Source organism: Pseudomonas sp. SAR267 (genome assembly GCF_052077595.1).
Classification (GTDB): domain Bacteria; phylum Pseudomonadota; class Gammaproteobacteria; order Pseudomonadales; family Pseudomonadaceae; genus Aquipseudomonas; species Aquipseudomonas vlassakiae.
In genome coordinates this window covers 5,850,934-5,871,397 of sequence record NZ_JBQIHU010000001.1, presented here as the reverse complement: position 1 = coordinate 5,871,397, position 20,464 = coordinate 5,850,934, and the positions used below count along the sequence as shown (strand labels likewise).

The window sequence follows — 20,464 nt, the reverse complement described above, 5'->3', positions numbered from 1 at the left end:
ATTAAAGCCATAGCCCACTAGTCTGGCGTCACCGAGTAACAACAACGAGAGTGACCCGCCATGAGTGCGATCAGCAGCCTGACCCACGCCATCTCCGTCGACCCGTTCAGCGGCGAGCAGATTGGCGCCTATCCCTTCGACACCGACGCCGCACTGGAAGCGGCGCTGCAACGCGCCAAGGCTGGCTACGGCCAGTGGCGGCAAGTGTCGCTGGGTCAGCGCAGCGAGTACCTGCTCGCCCTGGCCAGCACCCTCGAAGCCAAGGCCGAAGCCTTCGCCCAGATGATCAGCCGTGAAATTGGCAAGCCGATCGCCCAGGCCCGTGGCGAAGTCGCCAAGTGCGTCGGCCTGTGCCGCTGGTATGCCGAGCACGGCCCGGCGATGCTCGCCGCCGAGCCGACCCAGGTCGAGAAAGCCCGCATCGAGTACCGCCCACTGGGCCCGATCCTGGCCGTGATGCCGTGGAACTTCCCGGTCTGGCAGGTGCTGCGCGGCGCCGTGCCGGCGATCCTGGCCGGCAACACCTATGTCCTGAAGCACGCACCGAACGTGATGGGCAGCGCCTACCTGCTGGGTGAACTGTTCAAGGACGCCGGCCTGCCTGAAGGCGTGTTCGAAGTGCTGAACGTCACCCCGGACGGCGTCACTCGCGCCATCAACGACGTGCGCATCGCCGCCGTGACCCTGACCGGCAGCGTGCGCGCGGGCATGGCCATCGGTGCCCAGGCAGGTGCCGCGCTGAAGAAATGCGTGCTGGAGCTGGGCGGTTCCGACCCGTTCATCGTGTTGGCTGATGCTGATATCGACGCCGCTGTGCAGGCCGCCGTGATCGGTCGCTACCAGAACACCGGCCAGGTCTGCGCCGCCGCCAAGCGCCTGATCATCGAAGAAAGCATCGTCGAGGAATTCACGCACAAGTTCGTCGAAGCCACGCGCAAGCTGAAAGTCGGCAACCCATTGGAAGACGACACCTACATCGGCCCGATGGCCCGCTATGACCTGCGCGACGAGCTGGATGGCCAGGTCCAGGCGACGCTGGCCGAAGGCGCCACCCTGCTGCTGGGCGGCGACAAGGTCGAAGGGGTTGGCAACTTCTACGCACCCACCGTGCTGGCCAACGTCACCCCGGACATGACTGCCTTCAGGCAGGAGCTGTTCGGGCCAGTGGCAGCGATCATCACTGCCCGTGACGCCGACCATGCGGTTGAGCTGGCAAACGACAGCGAGTTCGGCCTGGCTTCGACCATCTACACCGCCGACTATGCGCTGGCCGAGCGCATGACTGCCGCGCTGGATACCGGTGGCGTGTTCATCAACGGCTACTGCGCGTCCGACCCCCGTGTGGCGTTTGGTGGCGTGAAGAAGAGCGGTTTCGGGCGTGAGCTCTCGCACTTTGGGGTGCGCGAGTTCACCAATGCCCAGACTGTCTGGCTGGATCGTAACTGATTCCAGGTATTGGGGCCGCTTTGCGGCCCTTTCGCGACACAAGGCCGCTCCTACAGGGGATCGCGTTTCCCTGTAGGAGCGGCCTTGTGTCGCGAAAGGGCTGCAAAGCAGCCCCAGCAACATCAATCCCGGGCCTGGTCCTTGACCCAGTCCAGCATCCCCCCCGGCACGATCAATTCATGCCGCGCCCGCGAACAGGCGGTATACAGCCCCGCCAACAGCCGCGCCCGGTCGTTGCGATTGCCTGCCGTGCCAGGCGCCACCATCAGCTCCGGCGACACCATCACCCGGGCGAACTCCATGTTCTTCACATCCCGCACCCGGCCAAGGAACAGCTTTGGCGCCTTGTCCCAGCGGTAACGGCTCTTGGCCTTGGCAAAGTGCTCCGGGGTATAGCCTTTGCGCAGCATGCCGGCCACGGCGACAAAGGCCTTGTCGTCGCCCTTGTCCTGCTCCAGCGCCTGCCAGCTGGGGTAACGGAACAACATCGGGTGGCGCGCCCGGGTGCCATAGCGGTACAGCTCGATACAATCCTCGACGAACAGCTCGAAGTCCTTGCGCGCGCTTTGCAGCAGCACGAAAGGCACCCCTTGATGGGTCAGGCGCTGGAACCAGCCGAACAGGCCCCACTCGTCATCGACGATCAAGGCGGTTGGCTGCTCAGGCACGGTCACCGTGTCGAAGAAACTCACCCGGGTGTAATGCTCGGCACTGCCACTGAAGGCCGCCTGGATCGTCGCCGGGTGTGCCTGGATCAACGGGTTCAGCACGCCGTCCATGGCGGGGCCGGCGCGCAGCGAGTGGTCGATGTAGCGCTGGCGAATGAAGTTGCCATGGTGGGGGCTCAGGCCATTGAGGTTCTGCAGCTCGTCGCCCAGCGCGATGACTGACTGCGGGCTGCGGTCGAGCACCGAGAGCATCGGCGCGGACAATTCATGGGCCTCGTCGACGATGACGTGGCTAAAGCGGCTGTCGATCACCTCAGCGGTCAATGACAGCAGCTTGACCCGGTGGTAGTCACGCACCGGCAGCTGGATGTCGCGAGCTGACGGGCGGACCAGCTCCTGCCAGTACAGGCGGGCCTTTTCCAGCAGCACTTCCTGGTCCAGCGGCGTGGTGCCAGGCCCGGCCCAGGGCAGGTGATGCAGCTGCAACTGGCTGTCGCCGCTGCGGCAGAAGCTGCGCACGGCCTTGACGCACAGGGCCACCACATCGCGCGCGGCGAGCGGGCCGATGTCGGGGATGTTCAACCAGCGCACCACCTGCGCCTCCTGCGGGCGCCAGGACAGTTTGGTGCGGTACGGGTCGCGCAGGCGCCAGCCATTGCTGGTGAGGTCACGGTTGAGAATTTCGTCGGCCAACTGGCCGAAGGTCAGCGCAGTGTAGGCCTGGGCATCCCTGACCCGTGCCTGCAAGGCCCGCAGCTGGCCTTCGGTGAGGGCTAGCAGCAGCGTGCGCTGAGGGTCAAGCAGGCGTGCGAACTGGTGGATCAGGAAGGTCTTGCCGGTGCCGGCGAACCCCTGCACGGCGACCGATTCGTCGACACCGCAGACAAACTCGCGCAGCAGGCGGTGCTGTTGGTCACTGAGCATCAGGTCACTGGCCAGTGACGGCAGGTACACCGGGTGCAGCGGCGTGACGCGCTGGCGATAGCTGTCGGCGAACTGGAAATTCCACTGGCCTTCGGCGTCCTGGAACTCGTCGGCCTGGTACTCGGTTTCGGCCGACACCAGGGCGACGCCATTCTCACCGAGCATGCCCAGCCCCATGGCGAACGCCTCGCGGTCGAAGTGCTGGGCGACCTGCCGCTGGAAGCGGCCTGGGGCTGCAGCTTCGACTTCATTGGCGATGCGCACGATCTCGGCGAAGCGGCGCTCCTGTGTGTCCGCCGAGGCGCTGGCCGGTTGGCGTGGCAGGTTCTGCACGAACAGCACGGCGGCAGCTTCCAGCAGGCTGGCGCTCGGGAAGAAGTCGGTGGCGGGGGGCACGCTGGCCAGGCTGTCGGCCTGGTCGCTGGGCAAAGGCAGGTAGAACATCGGGACCTCGGGTGGAAACTGCCGGGCACGATAGCAATTTTCCAATGGGAATGCTGGGTTGTCTGTACCGGCCCCTTCGCGGGCACGCCCGCTCCCACAGAGACAATCACCAGGTCTGAGGGTAGTGACGAACCTGTGGGAGCGGGCGCGCCCGCGAAGAGGCCAGTTGCAACAACAAAAAACTCAGCCCCTGCCCCGCTTGAGGGTCTCGCTCGGAAACTCCTTGAACAACTGCCGGTAACTCTCTGAAAACCTTCCCAAATGCCAGAATGACCAACGCATGGCCACTTCCGCAACGGTCACCTCACCGCCGCGCAACAGATCCCGCCGCGCGCCGTTGAGCCGACGCAACCGCAGCCAGTGCGCCGGCGGCATCCCAGTAAATGCCTTGAACGCCTGCTGCAGCTGGCGCAGCGACACACCGGCCACCTCGGCCAACTCGACCAGATTGAGGGTCTCATCCGGGCAATCTGCCGCCCATTCGCTGACCCGCTGCATGATCGCCCGCTCCTCGCCGCGCCGCCCCAGCGCCCCGCCTTGCAAGCGCTGGCAGGCGTTGTCGAGAATGAACAGGCAATCTTCGAGCAACTGCTCGGCCAGCGCCTGCCCTTGCAATGGGCAATCGGCCTCGCCCAGGCGGGTCAAGGTGGCACTCAGCCAACTGCCGAACAGCGCATTCTGCCCACTGCCCAGCGGCACCATGAACAACCCTTCGAGCCGCTGTGGGTCCAGGCCATGACGGGCGAGAAAGGCCTGGTCGAACACCACGGCCACTTCCTGATAGTTCTCCGGTGTGATCCAGATATTGCGGCTTTGCTCATTGAGCAGGTAAAGGCTGTTTTCGCTCTGGTCGAAACAGAACGCCAGCGCACCGCTCGGTGCCCGGAAGAACTGCTCCACACGTGTGTTCAGTCGCTCCTCGTAGACCTCCACTCCATCGAGCCCCAGGCAGCGCAGCTGGCCGCTGAAATGGCCTGGCGACATCTGCCGGTACTGCTGCTGCCAACCGGGGGTGGCGCGTACCTGTTCGGTCACATCCGTGGTGTGGAAGGCCTGGACTTGCAAGGCATTAGGCGTTGTCACGCATTGTCCTAGTTGCACTCTTTTGGTGCATTGATCGCAGAAGAAAGTGGATAGATGGCTTTGCGGGCCTGCGCTCAAGATAGTCTCCAGCGTGTCACCTGGGAAGCGCAATGCCTTCGAAACCCTGCAACGGCTTTCGCGGGCCCGCCCGCTCCCACAAAAAAACCCAACCAAGAGGTCTGTATGAACGCCCCCTTCGATCAGCTGTCCGCCTGGCTGAAAGAACACCGCATCACCGAAGTCGAATGCGTGATCAGCGACCTGACCGGCATCGCCCGCGGCAAGATCGCACCGACCGCCAAGTTCCTTCACGAACGCGGCATGCGCCTGCCAGAAAGCGTGCTGCTGCAGACCGTCACCGGCGATTACGTCGATGACGACATTTACTACAGCCTGCTCGATGCAGCCGACATCGACATGGTCTGCCGCCCCGACCCGACGGCCGTCTACCAGATCCCGTGGGCCATCGAACCCACCGCCATCGTCATTCACGACACGTTCGACAAGCAGGGCAACCCGATCGAGCTGTCGCCACGCAACGTGCTGAAGAAGGTGCTCAAGCTGTATGCCGACAAAGGCTGGCAGCCGATCGTCGCGCCAGAGATGGAGTTCTACCTGACCCAGCGCTGCGAAGACCCGGACCTGCCCCTGCAAGTGCCATTGGGCCGCTCGGGCCGCGCCGAAAGCGGGCGCCAGTCGTTCTCGATCGACGCCGCCAACGAATTCGACCCACTGTTCGAAGACGTTTACGACTGGTGCGAGCTGCAAGGCCTGGACCTCGACACGCTGATCCACGAAGACGGCCCGGCGCAGATGGAAATCAACTTCCGTCATGGCGACGCGCTGGACCTGGCCGACCAGATCACCGTGTTCAAACGCACCATGCGTGAAGCCGCGCTCAAGCACAACGTCACCGCCACCTTCATGGCCAAGCCGATCACCGACGAGCCAGGCAGCGCCATGCACCTGCACCAGAGCGTGGTCGACATTGCCACCGGCAAACCGGTGTTCGCCAATGACGATGGCAGCATGAGCGAACTGTTCCTGCACCACATCGGCGGCCTGCAGAAGTACATCCCCAAGCTGTTGCCGATGTTCGCACCCAACGTCAACTCGTTCCGTCGCTTCCTGCCGGACACCTCGGCACCGGTCAACGTCGAATGGGGCGAGGAAAACCGCACCGCCGGCCTGCGTGTGCCAACGTCCAGCCCCGATGCGATGCGCGTGGAGAACCGCCTGCCGGGCGCCGACGCCAACCCCTATCTGGCGATCGCCGCCAGCCTGCTGTGCGGTTACCTGGGCATGGTCGAGCAGATCGAGCCGAGCGCGCCGGTCCAGGGCCGTGCCTATGAACGGCGCAACCTGCGGCTGCCGATCACCATCGAGGATGCGCTGCAGCACATGGAAGACTGCGAAACCGTGCAGCGCTACCTGGGCAAGCAGTTCGTCCAGGGCTACGTCGCGGTCAAGCGTGCCGAGCATGAAAACTTCAAGCGCGTCATCAGTTCGTGGGAGCGCGAGTTCCTGCTGCTGAGCGTGTGATTCTCCGGGGGCGCCAAGCGCCCCTCCCTTGCACCGAACTCAAAGAACAAGACCAACGAGGTGTCGACATGCGTCATCTGCAAGCCCTGATCCCCGCTACCTTCGCCCTGCTGTTCTGCGCCGCCGCACAGGCCACGCCCAGCGTCAGCGTGTACAACTGGACCGACTACATCGGTGACACGACCCTGGCCGACTTCCAGGCCAGCAGTGGGATCAAGGTGGTCTATGACGTGTTCGACTCCAACGAAACCCTGGAAGGCAAGCTGCTCGCCGGCCGCACCGGCTACGATGTGGTGGTGCCCTCCAACCACTTCCTGGCCCGCCAGGCCCAGGCCGGTGCGTTCCTGCCACTGGACCGCAGCAAGCTGCCGAACTGGCAGCACCTGGACCCGAAGCTGCTCAAGCAGCTCGAGCAGAATGACCCCGGCAACCAGTACGCAGTGCCCTATCTTTGGGGAACCAACGGCATTGGCTATAACGTCGACAAGGTCAAGGCCGCACTGGGTGTGGACCATATCGACTCCTGGGCAACGCTGTTCGAGCCAGAGAACCTGAAGAAGCTCAAGCAATGCGGCGTGGCCTTCATGGATTCACCCGACGAGCTGTTCCCGGCAATGCTCAACTACCTGGGCATGGACCCACGCAGCGAAAAACCGGGCGACTATGCCAAGGCTGAAGCGCGCCTGCTCGAACTGCGCCCGTACATCACCTACTTCCATTCCTCCAAGTACGTCTCGGACCTGGCCAACGGTGATATCTGCGTGGCCTTCGGCTATTCCGGCGACGTGTTCCAGGCGGCCAACCGGGCCGTGGAAGCGAAAAACGGGGTCAAGATCGCCTACAGCATTCCAAAGGAAGGCAGCAACCTGTGGTTCGACCTGCTGGCAATCCCCAAGGATGCGCAGAACCCTGAGCAGGCCCTGGCGTTCATCAACTACCTGCTTGACCCGAAAGTGATCGCCAAGGTCAGCGCCACGGTCGGCTACGCCAACGCCAACCCGGATGCCCAGGCCTACATGGACACGTCACTGGTCGACAACCCGGAGATCTACCCACCCCAGGAAGTGCTGGACAAGCTGTACATCTCCAGTACCCCGAGCCCGAAGATCATGCGGGTCATGACCCGCTCCTGGAGCAAGATCAAGTCCAACCGTTGAACCGAGAACGCATCATGTCTTTCGATACCCAACATACCGCGTCGTACTACGCCGCCACGGCGCGCAACGCGGCGCCCTACCCCTGCCTCGACGGCGAACTGACGGCTGACGTGTGCGTAATCGGCGGCGGGCTGACCGGGGTCAACACCGCGCTGGAACTGGCTGAGCGCGGGCTTTGCGTGGTGCTGCTGGAGGGCCGTCGCATCGGCTGGGGCGCCAGCGGGCGCAACGGCGGCCAGCTGATTCGCGGCATCGGCCATGATGTCAGCGGCTTTGCCCGCTACGTTGGCCAGGATGGCGTGCGCTACCTGCAGCAGGCCGGCATCGAGTCGGTGGCACTGGTCGCTCGCCGCATCGAGCAATACGCGATTGCCTGCGACCTGCGCTGGGGCTTCTGCGAACTGGCCAATACGCCGGCACAGTTCGCTGCCTTCAAGGCTGAACAGGAAGACCTGGCCAGCCTGGGCTACCGCCCCCAAACCCGCCTGGTCGGGCCCGATGGCATGCATGAAATCGTCGCCAGTGACCAGTATGCCGGCGGCCTGGTGGACATGGGTTCAGGCCACCTGCACCCGCTCGACCTGGTCCAGGGCGAAGCACGCGTGGCCCATGGCCTGGGAGTACGCATCTTCGAGCAGAGCCCGGTGCTGCGCATCGAGCATGGCCCGACCGTGACCGTGCATACGGCACGCGGCAAAGTACGGGCACAGAGCCTGGTTCTGGGCTGCAACGCCCACCTCGACGACCTGGAGCCACGGCTGAGCGGTAAAGTGCTGCCGGCCGGGAGTTACGTGGTGGCCACCGAGCGGCTGCCGGAAGCCGTGGCCAGCACGCTGATCCCGCAGAACATGGCCCTGTGTGACCAGAAAGTCGGCCTGGACTACTACCGCCTCACTGCCGACCGCCGCCTGCTGTTTGGCGGTGCATGCCACTATTCCGGCCGCGACCCCAAGGACATCGCGGCCTACATGCGGCCAAAAGTGCTCAAGGTGTTCCCACAACTGGCCAACGTGCGCATCGACTACCAGTGGGGCGGCATGATCGGCATCACCGCCAACCGCTTCCCGCAAGTGGGGCGGTTGAGCCAGCACCCCAACGTTTTCTATGCCCAAGGTTATTCCGGGCATGGGCTGAACGTAACCCACTGGACGGCGAAGCTGCTGGCAGAAGGTATCGCGTTGGGGCAGAGCCAGGGGCTGGATGTGTTCAGCGCGGTGCCGCACCTGACGTTCCCGGGCGGCAAGGCGCTACGCTCGCCGCTGCTGGCGCTGGGGATGTTGTGGTATCGGTTGCGCGAGGCGCTCGGGTAACAGGGCGTACGCCTTGGAAGCTGGGCCGTGCTTGAGATCGAGCGCCGCCCGCGCGGCGCTCGATGTCAAAGGCACTACAGTTTTCAAGACATGCACAACCATAAAACACCAGGCAAGACCTCAAGGGTTTTCAAACGTTCACTGGCCATCTGCCAAGCACCTGCTAGCGTTGTTCTGGCCGACCCATCATGGATGCAAAACCATCATGAAATCCCTGCCCCGCGTTACCCTGTTGTGCGCCGCTTTGCTCGCTGTGGCCGCCTGCTCCAGCAACCGCGTGGACCCCAAGGACTATTCCGGCTTTCTCAAGGACTACAGCCGCCTGCAGGAAGCGAAAAGTCCATCGGGTGCATCGGTGATGCGCTGGATCGACCCCAAAGTCAATATCAACCAGTATTCGCAAGTCTTCATCGAGCCGAGCCAGTTCTACCCCAAGCCGCAGGCGACGGCGGTCATTTCCCAGCAGACGCTGAATGAAATCACCCGCTACTTCAACGATGCCCTGCGCCGTGAAATGGGCAGCGTGCTGACCCTGGCCAAGGCGCCCGGGCCGGGCACCATTGTGGTACGCCCGGCGATCACTGCGGTGTCAACCAGCAATGAAAGCCTCAAACCCTACGAATTCATCCCGATCGCGCTGATTTCCGCAGGCGTCAATACCGCCATGGGTGGCCGCGACCAGCAAGTGGATGTCGGTGTCGAAGCGGCCTTCCTCGACGGCGGCAACCAGAAGGTACTGGCCCAGGTTGTGCGCAAGGGTACCGGCAAGGAGCTGGAAAACGACAAGACCAAGCTGACCCTGAACGACGTCAAGCCAGTTCTCGACGGCTGGGCCAAGGATATGCGCGCCAGCTTCGTCACCCTCAAGAACAAGGGCAAGTAGCGTCAAGGTACCCTGTGTACACCACAGATCGAGCGCCGCCCGCGCGGCGCTCGATTTACGCCTCACGCCCAATTCAAGGCAGGCACTGGCATCTTGCCGGCGAAACGCCAATCAACATTCGACGAATGCGACCGCCAGGCCACCCCGCGAGGTTTCCTTGTAGTTGGCATGCATGTCGGCGCCGGTGTCGCGCATGGTGCGGATCACCCGGTCTAGCGAGATGAAATGCTCGCCGTCACCGCGCAGGGCCATCTGCACGGCATTGATCGCCTTTACCGCAGCAATCGCATTGCGTTCGATGCACGGCACCTGGACCAGCCCGCCGACCGGGTCGCAGGTCAGGCCGAGGTTATGCTCCAGGGCGATCTCGGCGGCGTTTTCCAGTTGCGGCGGTGTAGCACCCAGTACCTCGGCCAACCCCGCAGCGGCCATCGAGCAGGCCGAGCCGACTTCCCCCTGGCAACCGACTTCAGCGCCGGAGATGGATGCATTCTTCTTGCACAGGATGCCGACGGCGGCGGCGGCCAGCAGAAACGCCACCACATCGTCGTCACAGGCACCTGGGTTGAATTTCATGTAGTAGTGCAACACAGCCGGGATAATGCCGGCGGCGCCATTGGTGGGCGCGGTGACCATGCGTCCGCCAGCGGCGTTTTCTTCATTGACCGCCAGGGCAAACAGGTTGACCCACTCCATGGCGCTCAGGGTCGAACCGATCACATTCGGCTGCCCAGCCTCTTGCAGGCTGCGGTGCAGTCGTGCGGCACGTCGCTTGACGTTGAGGCCGCCGGGCAGGATGCCTTCGTTGCGCAAGCCGTTGTCGACGCAATCGCGCATTGCCGCCCAGATACGCAGCAGGCCTTCGCGCACCTCGGCTTGCGGGCGCAAGGCGCACTCGTTGGCCATCATCAGTTGCGCCACACTCAGCTGGTTGGCCTTGCACAGTGCCAGCAACTCTGCAGCGCTGGAAAACTCGTACGGCAGCTGGACCGCATTGTCTTGCGCCTGAGGCGCATCGATCTCGCCCTGCTCGACGATGAAACCGCCACCGATGGAATAGTAGGTCTGGTGCAACAGACGACCCTGCCCGCCCATGGCCTCGAGGGTCATGGCATTGGGGTGATATGGCAGGCTTTCGTCCAGCAGCAGCAGGTCGCGGGCATACTGGAACACCAGCGGATGGCTGCCATCGAGCATCAGGCACTGCTCCTGCAGCAACTGGCTGATGCGCGGCTCGATGGTGGCCGAGTCGATACGATCCGGCCATTGTCCCATCAGGCCAAGCAGGCAGGCGCGATCCGTGGCATGGCCTACCCCGGTCGCTGACAGCGAGCCGTACAGGCGCACTTCGATGCGCTGCACCTGGGCCAGCAAGCCCTGTTCGCGCAAGGCCTGGGCAAAGCTCGCCGCTGCCCGCATCGGGCCTACGGTATGGGAGCTGGACGGGCCGATGCCAATCTTGAAAAGGTCGAAAACACTGATAGCCATACTAATGCCTGACCGTGTCGGCGCGGTACTGTGCCCCACGGCTGTCTGAGAAAATTGAGTGGTACTGCCAATTTGCGCGATACTGCCGCGATCACTGACCGATGACCAACGAAACTTCCTAAGCAAGGCTTTAGCGACACTAAACGATGCGACGACAACTCAATGGCCAGCTGTTCGTCTGGCTGCATGTCTTCTCCTGCGCAGCGCGGCACCTTTCGTTCACCCGCTGTGCCGACGAACTGCACATCACCCCCGGTGCTGTCAGCCAACAGATGCGCCAGCTGGAAGAGCGCCTGGGCTACAAGCTGTTCCTGCGCCGGGCACGCGGTGTGGAGCTCAGCGCCGAGGGCCAGCGCCTGGCACAGACGGTCACCGAGGCCTATGGCAGCATCGAGGCCGAACTGTTGCGCCTGGATGCCGGTGAAATCCGCGGTACCTTGCGCCTGCGTTCGATCCCGTCGTTCCTGGCCAAGTGGCTTACCCCTCGATTGCCGCGTTTCCAGCAGCGTTACCCGGACATCGAACTGCGCCTGGTCGCCGAAGACAGCGCCCATGCCTTGCACCCCGGCGACTTCGACCTGGCCATCGACCTCAACGACGGCAGCTACCCGGGCATGCTGTCGACGCCTTTGCTGGACGAACAGATCTTCCCGGTCTGTTCACCTGCGCTGCTGCGTGGTCGCCCACCGCTGCATGGCCCGGCCGACCTGGCGCATTATCCGCTGCTGCACGACATCACCGCCTGGCGCGGCAGCTCGGAATATGCGGAGTGGGAGTTTTACCTGGAGGGCATCGGCGCCGGCGGGCTGGACGTGCGCCGGGGGCATACCTTCAACCGCAACCACCTGACCATCGAAGCGGCGATCGCCGGCGTCGGCGTGGCGATTGCCCGGCGCACGTTGCTCAATGACGAGCTCGAACGCGGCGCCTTGATCGTGCCGTTTGGCCACCCGATTGCCAACCACAAGCGCTACATGGTGCACTACCCCCCAGGCGGGCTGAACCAGCCGGGCGCGCGAGCGGTGCATGACTGGCTGGTGGAAGAAGCGCAAGGCTTTCGCGCCTTGCACCCGCTGACGCTACCGGCCTGATCACTCGACGGCTATGTGCTTGATGTCGAAGTCGAACGACGGCACAAAGCCGGTCGCGAGCAGGTGTGGGCACTCCGAGGGCTTGTAGTCATCGCTGAGCAAGTCCTGGCTGCTGTCATAGCCAGGCATGGATATCCCGGCCATGTTCAGCAGCATATGCGGCAGCGAGCCGATGCTGACCTGCTGGTCCTCCCTGGCCTTCAACTTTTCCAGTTTAGCCATCTGCTCTGGCGAGAGGTTGCCGCTGGACCAGACAAACGCCGATGTCGACAGGTCGTACTGGTTACCGATGCCGTGGCCCAACAGCTCTCGGCTGTCATCCAGCAGGTTCTCGCCATGGTCCGACGCGTAGACCAGCAGTGCTTTCTTGTGCCTGGCCGCCAGCGTTTGCATGATCGAGAACAGCAGCCAGTCGGTGTACAGGACCGAGTTGTCGTAATCGGCCGTGATCCGGTCTTTCTGGCTGCCGCTGGCCGGCTTGAACCGGGCGAAGTCGCCTGGGAAGCGCCGAGCGTATTCGAAGTGGCTGCCCTTGATGTGGATGAATATCGCCTGGCGGCGCCTATCGGCCTTGCCCAGCACCTGCTGCAAGACCGGCACCAGCGCACCGTCATAGCTGCGCTCCAGGTACTGGCGGTAGTGAGCTTCTGCGGCGATCTGCGGAATGATCCCGCCAAAGCTGTCGACCTCCTGCGAAGACAGCCAGTACGTGTCGTAGCCGGCCGCACGCAAGATCCCGACCAGCGACTTGTTCGATGCAATCAGGTCCCAGTCGCGGATGGGGTACAGGCTGAGCAGCGAAGGCACGGCAACCGACGTGTAAGGCGCGGTGGTGCACATGCGCTTGAGCTTGAACAGCCCGGGCTGCTGATCGAGGTGGGGCGTGGTGCTGTTCGGGTAGCCGTACAATGACCAGTTGTGCGGGCGCGAAGACTCGCCGATGACGAACACCAGCGTCTCGATGTCGGCCTGGTCGGAGATGCGGGTGATATTCACCTGCGCCGCCATGCGTTGCTGGATATACCCCTTGGATTCCCAATACAGCGCCGCCGTCAGGCCGAGCTGCGACAGGTAGCCTACGGGCGTGCTCTGGTCTTTCGCCAACAGGTCGAGTACTGCGCCCTTGCTCAGTGAGTTGAGCGTGACGGTCTTGTAGAAATAAGCCCCATAGCCCAGCAGCAAGCCACCGAGCGCCAGCGCCAGCACGGCCTTGTTGCGGTGCTGGCGGCGGCCGTGAAGCCCGGCCAAGCCCACCCCGTAGCACACTGCGAACACCGCCAAGGTCGCAGCGATCGAGCGCCAGTAGGTGGCGAAAAATTCCGTCGCTTCCTTGTAGTTGGTCAAGGCAATGTACAGGTAGGCCGCCGTCAGCCGCGAACCGAAGTTCAGCACCACGAACAGGTCGATGCTCGCCAGCAGGTAGAACGGCAACAGCAGCACATGCACCCTGAACGGGTTGGCCGATATGAAGCGGATTGCCAGCAGCCACAGCAACGAAATGGCAAAGGTGTATAAGACCAGCAGGTCGATTTTCGCGCATTGGCAATCCGCCAACAGCCTGGCGAATTGCGGCGAAAACAGAAAGGCCCAGAGCAGCAGCGAGGGCCACTCGGCTTTCAACAGCCTGGCGATAACGGCTCCTCCCGCGGACAAGATGATGATGCCCCTCCCCGCCCCGCTGGCCTGCGGCGTCAATAAGCCTGCTTGCCAGTGAAGGCATTGAGGGTTCGTACCAGGATCACGAAGTCGAGCCACAACGACCAGTTGTTGATGTACTCGATGTCCGAATTGACCCGCTGGATCATCTGCTCGATATCCTTGGTTTCCCCGCGATACCCGCGTACCTGCGCCAGGCCCGTCATGCCGGGCTTGATGTTGTGGCGGGCGAAGTAATCGACGATGTCCTGCGAGTACAACGTGTCGTGCTGCAAGGCATGGGGGCGCGGGCCGACCAGCGACATGTCGCCGGTCAGCACGTTGAACAGCTGCGGCAGCTCATCGAGGCTGGTGCGCCGAATGAACGCTCCGACCCGGGTCAGGCGCGGGTCATTGCGCTGCGCCTGCTCGACCACGCCGTTTTCCGGCTGATGCACATGCATGCTGCGGAATTTCCAGATACGAAACGATTCCCCGGTCCAGCCGGTACGGTCCTGGCGGAAGAACACCGGCCCGGGGCTGTCGAACTTGATGATCAACGCGACCGCCAGCAACACCGGAGAGGCGCACAGCAGGATGAGCGCGGCCAGCACGCGGTCTTCCAGGTTCTTCAGGAACAGGCTGGTCCCGGTCAGCGGCGTTTCCGACAGGGTCAGCACCGGGATCCCGGCAATTTCGCGCACGCTATGGTTGATCAGGCGCAGCGAGAAGATGTCCGGAACCCAATTGACCGCAATGCACTTGTCGAGCAACTTGAGGTACACATCCTGAATCACTGCCGACCCGCCAAGGGGCGTAACCAGGTAAACCGTGCGGATGCCATGCTGGGCGATGATCTCGTCGAGATCGGCAATGCTGCCCAGCACGGGCAGGCGCAGCTTTGCATCCTGCCCCTCGCGGGCCTGATCTTCTTCCTGATCGACCCAGATGCACCCCATCACCCGCTCGCCGAACCACGGGTTGTTGCTGATCTTCTGATACAGGAAGTTGGCCAGGTCGCCATTGCCGATGATCAAGGCATTGTCCAGCCGCGCATGGGCGGTGAAGCGCTTTTGCAGCTCGCGCATGGCCACGTGCAGGAACAGCTGGACGATGTAGCCGATGACAAACAGTTGAACGACCAGCAAACGTGAATAGGTTTCGCTCTGCTTGGTCAGGAAGGCGATCACCACCAGGAAACAGAACGTCGCCGACCAGGCCTTGAACAGCCGGAAGGCCTTTACCGATAGCCCCACATTGCTGCGGTAGATGGCGTAGTGGTCATAAATGACCGCCAGCGCGCCAATCAGCAACAGCAGCATGATCACGTAGTCCGAGGTGATGTAGCCAAACTGGTCGTAGATCAGGTACCACGCCACACTGGTGACGGCAATCCCATCAAGGCCGGCTTGCACGGCGTTGCTGACGCTACTTCTTCGCTGGAGTAACGACCGACTGCTTCTGGGTTCGAACACCATCGTAAGGCCTCACTGAACTGTGTGTGGCAAAAGCCTGACCATCACAACGAAGCGATGGAAACTCACCTCAGGTAGCTGAAAATCCTTTGAAAATTCGCAGCAAGGCGCCCCGCCTCGATTGATATCACTGTAGCAGTACCCGGCGTTTGCTGCGGGGGCTCATCGACCGCCCCGACAGGCAGCATTCAGCTTCGCCGTTGTGCTCGCTGCCCAGGCGCTCTGGTATAAAGCAGCGCACGCAACAGGAACAACGGATTACCCAGCACATAACGGGCAAACAGGCGCTTGGGCTCTTTGAGCAACCGGAACACCCACTCACCGTTCAGGCGGCGCACCCAGGAAGGCGCTCGCGCCACCTTGCCACCCAGAAAGTCGACAATGGCACCGCCGCAGACGATCAGGCAGGGGCAATCCAGCGCCGCCAGGCGAGCGGCGAGCTGTTCCTGCTTGGGCATTCCCATGCCCAGCACGATCAGCGCAGGCTGTTGTGCCTGGGCAAGGCCGAGGTAAGTGTCGAGTTCGGCGAAACCCTCATGCCGTGACACCACGTGCACGCCATAGCGCGCTTCGCAGCGTTGCGCGGCCTCGGACAGGAACGGTTCACGGGTTCCCCAGAATGCCACGCGCCTGCCATTGAAGGCCGTCAGCAGCTTGGGGATGAAGTCCGTGCCATTCATGTTCAGCCCAGGAGGCAGTCCCAGGCGCCGCAGCAATATCGCCATGCCGGCACCGTCGCGCAGCAGCACGTCAGCGGCCGAGAGTGCCTGGCAGTAATCAGCCTTGCCGGCAACCAGGTTCATGGCATGGGCGTTGACGAAAGCCAGTATGGTTGCCCGCTGAGGTGAACCTAACGTCGCGAGCAGGCATTGCTCATCCGTTGCATCCTGGACCAACCGCAGCTTGCCGATGACCGTGTCCCAGCGTTGCAACCCTGTCCAATCCCGCATCAGCTGTCATCCCGCTTCGATCGCACCCAGTCGACCTGGCGCTTGAGTAGGAACCCCAGGTACAGGGGGATTTTCCTCGCCGCATAGAACGGCGCGTACAGCAGTACCGAAAACGGGATCAGCTCTCGTGCAAAGCGCCCCCACGCCAACAATACAGCGGCCCCGAGCAGGCCCGACGCCAGCGTGGCAAGGAGCGCCGGCAGCAGCACGCCGAACACGCCGAATGCCAGCCAGGCGACCGCGAACAGCACCATCAGCAGCAAGGACAGCAAGGCCAGCGGCGGTACCAGAAGGTCCATGGCCATGCCCAACAGCGGCCAGTTACGTCGCACCAGTGCCTGGCCGAAAAGCCTGGGCCCCTCAGCCAGCACAACACCCAGGTACCCATGCTCCCAACGCTTGCGCTGGATGTTCAGGCCTTCCTGGCTGGTCGGGAAGTGACTGTTGACGACGGCGGCCGGGCAAAACAATGGCGGTTTTCCCAGTGCGGCACACTCCAGGCCCAGCTTCAGGTCTTCGACCAGGTGCCCGGTCGCCAGGTTGAGGGCCGACAGGTCTTGCCAGGCAAATGCCATGCCCGCCCCCATCAGCTGGCAAGGCATCCCCAGCCGAGCCCAGCCCCGTGGGCGGACCAGGTTCTTCACGCGCCAGGCAAAGGCAGCCACCTGCACCTTCAACCCTGCACCGGCAGGCGCATGCATCAGATACAGCGCTTGTGCCGGCCGGGCATAGTCGACACAACAGTGCGCCAACTGCTTGAGCGCACCCGCGCCGAGCTGGCAGTCGGCGTCGATGATGATCAACACCTCTGGGGGCGACTGGCGCAGGTGCTGCACCCCGAAGTCCAGCGCGTAGCCCTTGCCACGCCGCTGGAGATCCTGGCGCTCGACCACTTGCGCGCCCGCCGCGCGGGCCAGGTTCGCAGTCTGGTCCGTGCAGTTGTCGGCGACCACCAGCAACTGGTCGCCCTCGCGCAATTGCGGCGTGATACTGGCCAGCGTGGAGGTGATCAGCGTTGCCTCGTTGTGCGCCGGCACCAGCACTGCCACCCTGGCACGCTTAGCTTGCCGGGCAACCCGCGCAGGCGCAGGCAAACAGGCGAGCACCACCTGGGTAAACAGCACCAGGGTCGGCATCAGCACCAGCAACGCCGCCAAGCCCAGCAACCCGCTCAACAGGTTCAGCATGTCGGCCCCCTGAAATGGCTGACCAACCGCGCTGCTTCGGTGTCGATGTCGTGGCGCTCGAGCACGCGCTGGCAAGCAGCCTCGCCCATGCGTTGCAGCACCTCCACCGGTTGCTGCAGGGAGTCGAGCATGGCCTCGGTCAACGCCTCGACGGAACCTGCCGCGAACAACCAGCCGTTGTCACCCTGGCAGACCAGTTCGGGAATGCCTGCCACGTAAGTGGTAAGGACCGGCCGACGCAACGCCATGGCCTCCATGATGACCACCGGCAAGCCCTCGGCAAAGCTGGGAAGCACCAGGGCACGCGCGGCGAGGATTTCATCGCGCACCTGCGCACTGCTGATCCAGCCCGTGATACGCACCTGCGCCTGCAAGCCGTACCGGGCGATCAGCGCCTCGATCGGGCCGCGCATCTCACCATCGCCAGCCAGCACCAGCTTGAAGTCCACGCCCCGGCTCGCCAGAGCGCGGGCCGCCTCGACCAGCAGCAACTGGCCTTTCTGCTCGCACAGCCGCCCCACGCATACCAGCCGGGGCGCGGCGGGCGGCGCCAGTGCAACCCCCTCGTGGAAGCTGCGCTCCAGGCCACAATGCACCACCTTGACCTTGTCCCAATGCTCATGGGCCACCCAGCGATACAACTGACTGCGACCGAAAGAGCTGACAGCCGCCACGAAAGCGGCCCGGCGCACCTTCTCGCCCAGATGCAGGATCTGCGCCTTGTCGAACTCTTCCGGTCCATGCACGGTGAAGCTGTAGGCCGGCCCGCCGAGGGCATTGGCCAGCATCACCACCTCGGTCGAGTTGGTGCCGAAATGCGCATGCACATGTTCCGCAGCGGATGCCTGCAGCCATTGCAGCAAACGGCATGCTTCGGCCAGGTAGACCACGTGGTAGGGCCATGGGCGGTCAGCGCGCCAGCCCAGGCGAAGCGCCAGGCGCAGTGCGCCAAGAAAACGCTTGGGTTGTGCCCGCACGACGTCGAACAGCGGTCTCAGCAACCCCTTCAACCCTTGCTCCAGCACATAGCGGGTCTTGCCCCGTTCGGCCAGGTCTTCAGGGTCGTGCAGTTCGGCATCCCAGCCTCGCAGGGCGATGCGCTGAACCTCGATGCCCTGGCGCTCCAGCGCCTGTATTTCGCGGCGGATGAAACTGTGGCTGACCTTGGGATACTGATTGATGAAATAGGCGATACGCATAGAGCCCCGAATCTGTGTCCGTTTACGGGATGACCAGGTCTGCCCTGGCCTGCTGCACCGGGCTGCCGGCCAAGGCGGCCTGTATCTGGCCAAACACGTCATCCAGCAACGCATGGCGCCTGCGGTACATGGCCCGTTTCTTCGCTGCAACGTCCTCTGCCGCGCGTTGTGCGGGGGCCAAGGGAATGCTGAAGAAGTCTTCGCGGTCCGATGGCCCGGCGCCATTTTCCTGCCAGATGACATCGTAGTTGGCCGCCAGGTCCTGGTGCTTGTCGGCGCCAAAATAGGGATGGCGATGGTGGCGGTATTGGTCCCCCACCGCGTAGATACGCTCGGCCCCCACCGTCCTCGCCACGCATTTGATCGCCTCGATCAGCAGGCTCCTGGGGCGCAAGCCTTCGAAATCCTTGGTCAGCTCCCGGTAGATGGTCAGCGAGGTGTCGCTGTCCACGCCCTTGTGGATGCCCTGCACGGCGCCGATGTACAGGCACACGCCCGCCGCTTCCCGGCACAGGGTAAAGGCCAGCGAAGCCACCCGCAGATCGCCCTGGAACAGGTTGACCACCAGCTCGCCTTCGCGCTGAAACCAGATCGGCCGGTCGAGCACCAGGCTGCAACCGCTGGCGTATGCCGACAGGTCGCACAGCTGCCGATGCTCGTCACGTCGCAACAGCAGCAACGGGGCACAGTGCGCGGCCACCACTTCGTAGTGCGACGCCACCGCTTCAAGCCGCTGCGGGGCGCCCCAGCACTTGCTGATGTAAGGCCACTGAACCACGCCGATGCAGTCGACGCCCAATCGCTCGAAGCGCTCCTGGCCCAGGGCCTGCGACATGCGCTGGGCGAACGCCTGCAGGCCGGACCACTCCCGGGCCATGGCTACTGTCAGCTTGAACTTGTTGTTGAGCGCGCGCAGCGAATAGCCGGGCTGCAAGGTGAGCACGCTCCTGGCCAGCGATCTGAACGTCATCGTCATGTCATTTGTACTCGATCAGCAGCGCCTTGCCGGCCGCATACCTGTTGAGCAGGAACTTCGCCTGGCCGAGCATTTCCGGAAACTTGCCCACTACCAGGAACACCGCCTGCCACCAGTTCTCCCGCGTCGAGCGCCCACCGCGGCGGGCCAGGCGCACGATCTGCATCGGATAGACCAGCAACAACCACAGCCCCCAGCCGCCCGACAACAGGCTCACCGCCAGGATCGCCAGTGGCAGGTTCAGGCCCCACAACCAGGCGCGCCGTGACTCGCGCAGCCAATGGCGCTCCGGCGTCTGCCCATGCAGGTAGGCGCCTTCGGCATAGGCATAACCGGCACGCAGGCTTCGCCGCCACCATTGCCCGAATCGGGTCATGGCGGCATCGTGCAGAGTCATTTCATCGGCCAGGCGCCAGATCTTCCAGCCCCCTGCACGCAGGCGCACGCACAGCTCCGGCTCTTCACCGGCAATCAGTTCCGGGCGAAAACCGGACACCGCCATGAAGGCATCGACTCGCATCAGGGCATCGCCCCCACAGGCCTTGGCTTCCCCTACGGGGGTATCCCATTCGAGGTCGCAGAGCAGGTTGTACACCGAACGCTGGGGGAAGCGTTCGCGTCGGCGGCCACACACCACCGCCACGTCCGGGTGCTGGTCGAGAAACGCCTGGGCCTTGCCCAGCCAGCCGGCATCCACTTCGCAGTCACCGTCGACGAACTGCACATGGCGGATGCCGGGCACGATGCCTTGCAGGCAGGCAAAGCCTTCATTGCGTGCGCGTGCGGCGGTAAAGGGTTGCGTCATGTCCAGCGCCACCACTTCAACGCCCAGCCGCTTCGCCAGCTGTACCGAGCCATCGGAGGAGCCGGAATCCACATACACCAGCTGATCCGCACGCCCCATCAGCGACAACAGGCAGCGCTCCAGGCGCTGGCCTTCATTGCGGCCGATCACCACCACTCCAATGCCTGTCTTCATCGGCGTCACTCGTCAGTTGCGGGCCAG

The 20,464-nt window shown here is 63.5% G+C and carries 16 protein-coding genes; 6 read left to right on the top strand and 10 right to left on the bottom strand.

Annotation, left to right across the window (positions count from 1 at the left end; translation table 11 throughout):
* The first annotated feature begins 60 nt into the window (after positions 1–60).
* Complete coding sequence (locus tag ACTORR_RS27745; RefSeq protein ID WP_099814043.1) at positions 61–1,446, top strand: aldehyde dehydrogenase family protein; 1,386 nt, start codon at positions 61–63, stop codon at positions 1,444–1,446.
* Between the two features lie 122 nt (positions 1,447–1,568).
* On the opposite strand, the gene ACTORR_RS27740 is transcribed toward ACTORR_RS27745, so the two are convergent.
* A complete protein-coding gene (locus ACTORR_RS27740; protein ID WP_313364335.1) occupies positions 1,569–3,482 on the bottom strand; it encodes an AAA family ATPase in 1,914 nt (637 codons plus the stop codon).
* A 183-nt stretch (positions 3,483–3,665) separates the two neighbouring features.
* Entirely contained in the window at positions 3,666–4,565 is a 900-nt protein-coding gene (locus ACTORR_RS27735) for a helix-turn-helix domain-containing protein (RefSeq protein ID WP_313364336.1), read from the bottom strand.
* A gap of 183 nt (positions 4,566–4,748) precedes the next feature.
* On the opposite strand from ACTORR_RS27735, the gene ACTORR_RS27730 reads away from it, so the two are divergent.
* The 4 genes from ACTORR_RS27730 to ACTORR_RS27715 all read left to right on the top strand — a co-directional run bounded on the left by ACTORR_RS27730 (position 4,749) and on the right by ACTORR_RS27715 (position 9,457).
* Positions 4,749–6,107, top strand: coding sequence for a glutamine synthetase family protein (locus ACTORR_RS27730; RefSeq protein ID WP_054885413.1), 1,359 nt, complete (start codon positions 4,749–4,751; stop codon positions 6,105–6,107).
* Positions 6,108–6,175: 68 nt separating this feature from the next.
* The gene (locus tag ACTORR_RS27725) at positions 6,176–7,264 is read left to right on the top strand and encodes a polyamine ABC transporter substrate-binding protein (protein ID WP_054885414.1); all 1,089 of its coding nucleotides are present in this window, start codon (positions 6,176–6,178) and stop codon (positions 7,262–7,264) included.
* A gap of 14 nt (positions 7,265–7,278) precedes the next feature.
* Complete coding sequence (locus ACTORR_RS27720; RefSeq protein ID WP_262109478.1) at positions 7,279–8,574, top strand: NAD(P)/FAD-dependent oxidoreductase; 1,296 nt, start codon at positions 7,279–7,281, stop codon at positions 8,572–8,574.
* A gap of 205 nt (positions 8,575–8,779) precedes the next feature.
* On the top strand, positions 8,780–9,457 hold the full coding sequence (locus ACTORR_RS27715; protein WP_099814039.1) for a DUF3313 domain-containing protein: 678 nt from the start codon (positions 8,780–8,782) through the stop codon (positions 9,455–9,457).
* A 111-nt stretch (positions 9,458–9,568) separates the two neighbouring features.
* Here the strand turns inward: ACTORR_RS27715 and ACTORR_RS27710 are convergent, their stop codons facing one another.
* Positions 9,569–10,945: an L-serine ammonia-lyase gene (locus tag ACTORR_RS27710; RefSeq protein ID WP_441344095.1), complete on the bottom strand. Its 1,377-nt coding sequence runs from the start codon at positions 10,943–10,945 to the stop codon at positions 9,569–9,571.
* Positions 10,946–11,091: 146 nt separating this feature from the next.
* Between ACTORR_RS27710 and ACTORR_RS27705 the strand changes: the two genes are divergently transcribed.
* On the top strand, positions 11,092–12,036 hold the full coding sequence (locus ACTORR_RS27705; protein WP_054885417.1) for a LysR substrate-binding domain-containing protein: 945 nt from the start codon (positions 11,092–11,094) through the stop codon (positions 12,034–12,036).
* On the opposite strand, the gene ACTORR_RS27700 is transcribed toward ACTORR_RS27705, so the two are convergent.
* The 7 genes from ACTORR_RS27700 to ACTORR_RS27670 form a co-directional block, all read right to left on the bottom strand.
* Positions 12,037–13,689: a phosphoethanolamine transferase gene (locus tag ACTORR_RS27700; protein ID WP_313364338.1), complete on the bottom strand. Its 1,653-nt coding sequence runs from the start codon at positions 13,687–13,689 to the stop codon at positions 12,037–12,039.
* Between the two features lie 38 nt (positions 13,690–13,727).
* On the bottom strand, positions 13,728–15,149 hold the full coding sequence (locus ACTORR_RS27695; protein WP_054885418.1) for an undecaprenyl-phosphate glucose phosphotransferase: 1,422 nt from the start codon (positions 15,147–15,149) through the stop codon (positions 13,728–13,730).
* 185 nt (positions 15,150–15,334) lie between these two features.
* Entirely contained in the window at positions 15,335–16,096 is a 762-nt protein-coding gene (locus ACTORR_RS27690) for a WecB/TagA/CpsF family glycosyltransferase (RefSeq protein WP_313364339.1), read from the bottom strand.
* Positions 16,096–17,283: a glycosyltransferase family 2 protein gene (locus ACTORR_RS27685; protein ID WP_313364340.1), complete on the bottom strand. Its 1,188-nt coding sequence runs from the start codon at positions 17,281–17,283 to the stop codon at positions 16,096–16,098. Before ACTORR_RS27685 ends, ACTORR_RS27690 begins: the two co-directional genes overlap by 1 nt.
* The gene (locus ACTORR_RS27680) at positions 17,277–18,482 is read right to left on the bottom strand and encodes a glycosyltransferase (RefSeq protein ID WP_054885421.1); all 1,206 of its coding nucleotides are present in this window, start codon (positions 18,480–18,482) and stop codon (positions 17,277–17,279) included. The genes ACTORR_RS27685 and ACTORR_RS27680 overlap by 7 nt, the downstream gene beginning before the upstream one ends.
* A 22-nt stretch (positions 18,483–18,504) precedes the next feature.
* Complete coding sequence (locus ACTORR_RS27675) at positions 18,505–19,452, bottom strand: VirK/YbjX family protein (protein WP_262109486.1); 948 nt, start codon at positions 19,450–19,452, stop codon at positions 18,505–18,507.
* A gap of 7 nt (positions 19,453–19,459) precedes the next feature.
* Positions 19,460–20,437, bottom strand: coding sequence for a glycosyltransferase (locus ACTORR_RS27670; RefSeq protein WP_313364342.1), 978 nt, complete (start codon positions 20,435–20,437; stop codon positions 19,460–19,462).
* Positions 20,438–20,464 lie beyond the last annotated feature (27 nt).

What these genes read in the sequence shown, in the direction of transcription:
- ACTORR_RS27745 (WP_099814043.1), top strand. Translation starts at nt 61, where the DNA reads ATGAGTGCGATCAGCAGCCTGACCCACGCCATCTCCGTCGACCCGTTC.
- ACTORR_RS27740 (WP_313364335.1), bottom strand. Translation starts at nt 3,482, where the DNA reads ATGTTCTACCTGCCTTTGCCCAGCGACCAGGCCGACAGCCTGGCCAGC.
- ACTORR_RS27730 (WP_054885413.1), top strand. Translation starts at nt 4,749, where the DNA reads ATGAACGCCCCCTTCGATCAGCTGTCCGCCTGGCTGAAAGAACACCGC.
- ACTORR_RS27725 (WP_054885414.1), top strand. Translation starts at nt 6,176, where the DNA reads ATGCGTCATCTGCAAGCCCTGATCCCCGCTACCTTCGCCCTGCTGTTC.
- ACTORR_RS27720 (WP_262109478.1), top strand. Translation starts at nt 7,279, where the DNA reads ATGTCTTTCGATACCCAACATACCGCGTCGTACTACGCCGCCACGGCG.
- ACTORR_RS27715 (WP_099814039.1), top strand. Translation starts at nt 8,780, where the DNA reads ATGAAATCCCTGCCCCGCGTTACCCTGTTGTGCGCCGCTTTGCTCGCT.
- ACTORR_RS27710 (WP_441344095.1), bottom strand. Translation starts at nt 10,945, where the DNA reads ATGGCTATCAGTGTTTTCGACCTTTTCAAGATTGGCATCGGCCCGTCC.
- ACTORR_RS27705 (WP_054885417.1), top strand. Translation starts at nt 11,092, where the DNA reads ATGCGACGACAACTCAATGGCCAGCTGTTCGTCTGGCTGCATGTCTTC.
- ACTORR_RS27695 (WP_054885418.1), bottom strand. Translation starts at nt 15,149, where the DNA reads ATGGTGTTCGAACCCAGAAGCAGTCGGTCGTTACTCCAGCGAAGAAGT.
- ACTORR_RS27690 (WP_313364339.1), bottom strand. Translation starts at nt 16,096, where the DNA reads ATGCGGGATTGGACAGGGTTGCAACGCTGGGACACGGTCATCGGCAAG.
- ACTORR_RS27685 (WP_313364340.1), bottom strand. Translation starts at nt 17,283, where the DNA reads ATGCTGAACCTGTTGAGCGGGTTGCTGGGCTTGGCGGCGTTGCTGGTG.
- ACTORR_RS27680 (WP_054885421.1), bottom strand. Translation starts at nt 18,482, where the DNA reads ATGCGTATCGCCTATTTCATCAATCAGTATCCCAAGGTCAGCCACAGT.
- ACTORR_RS27675 (WP_262109486.1), bottom strand. Translation starts at nt 19,452, where the DNA reads ATGACGTTCAGATCGCTGGCCAGGAGCGTGCTCACCTTGCAGCCCGGC.
- ACTORR_RS27670 (WP_313364342.1), bottom strand. Translation starts at nt 20,437, where the DNA reads ATGAAGACAGGCATTGGAGTGGTGGTGATCGGCCGCAATGAAGGCCAG.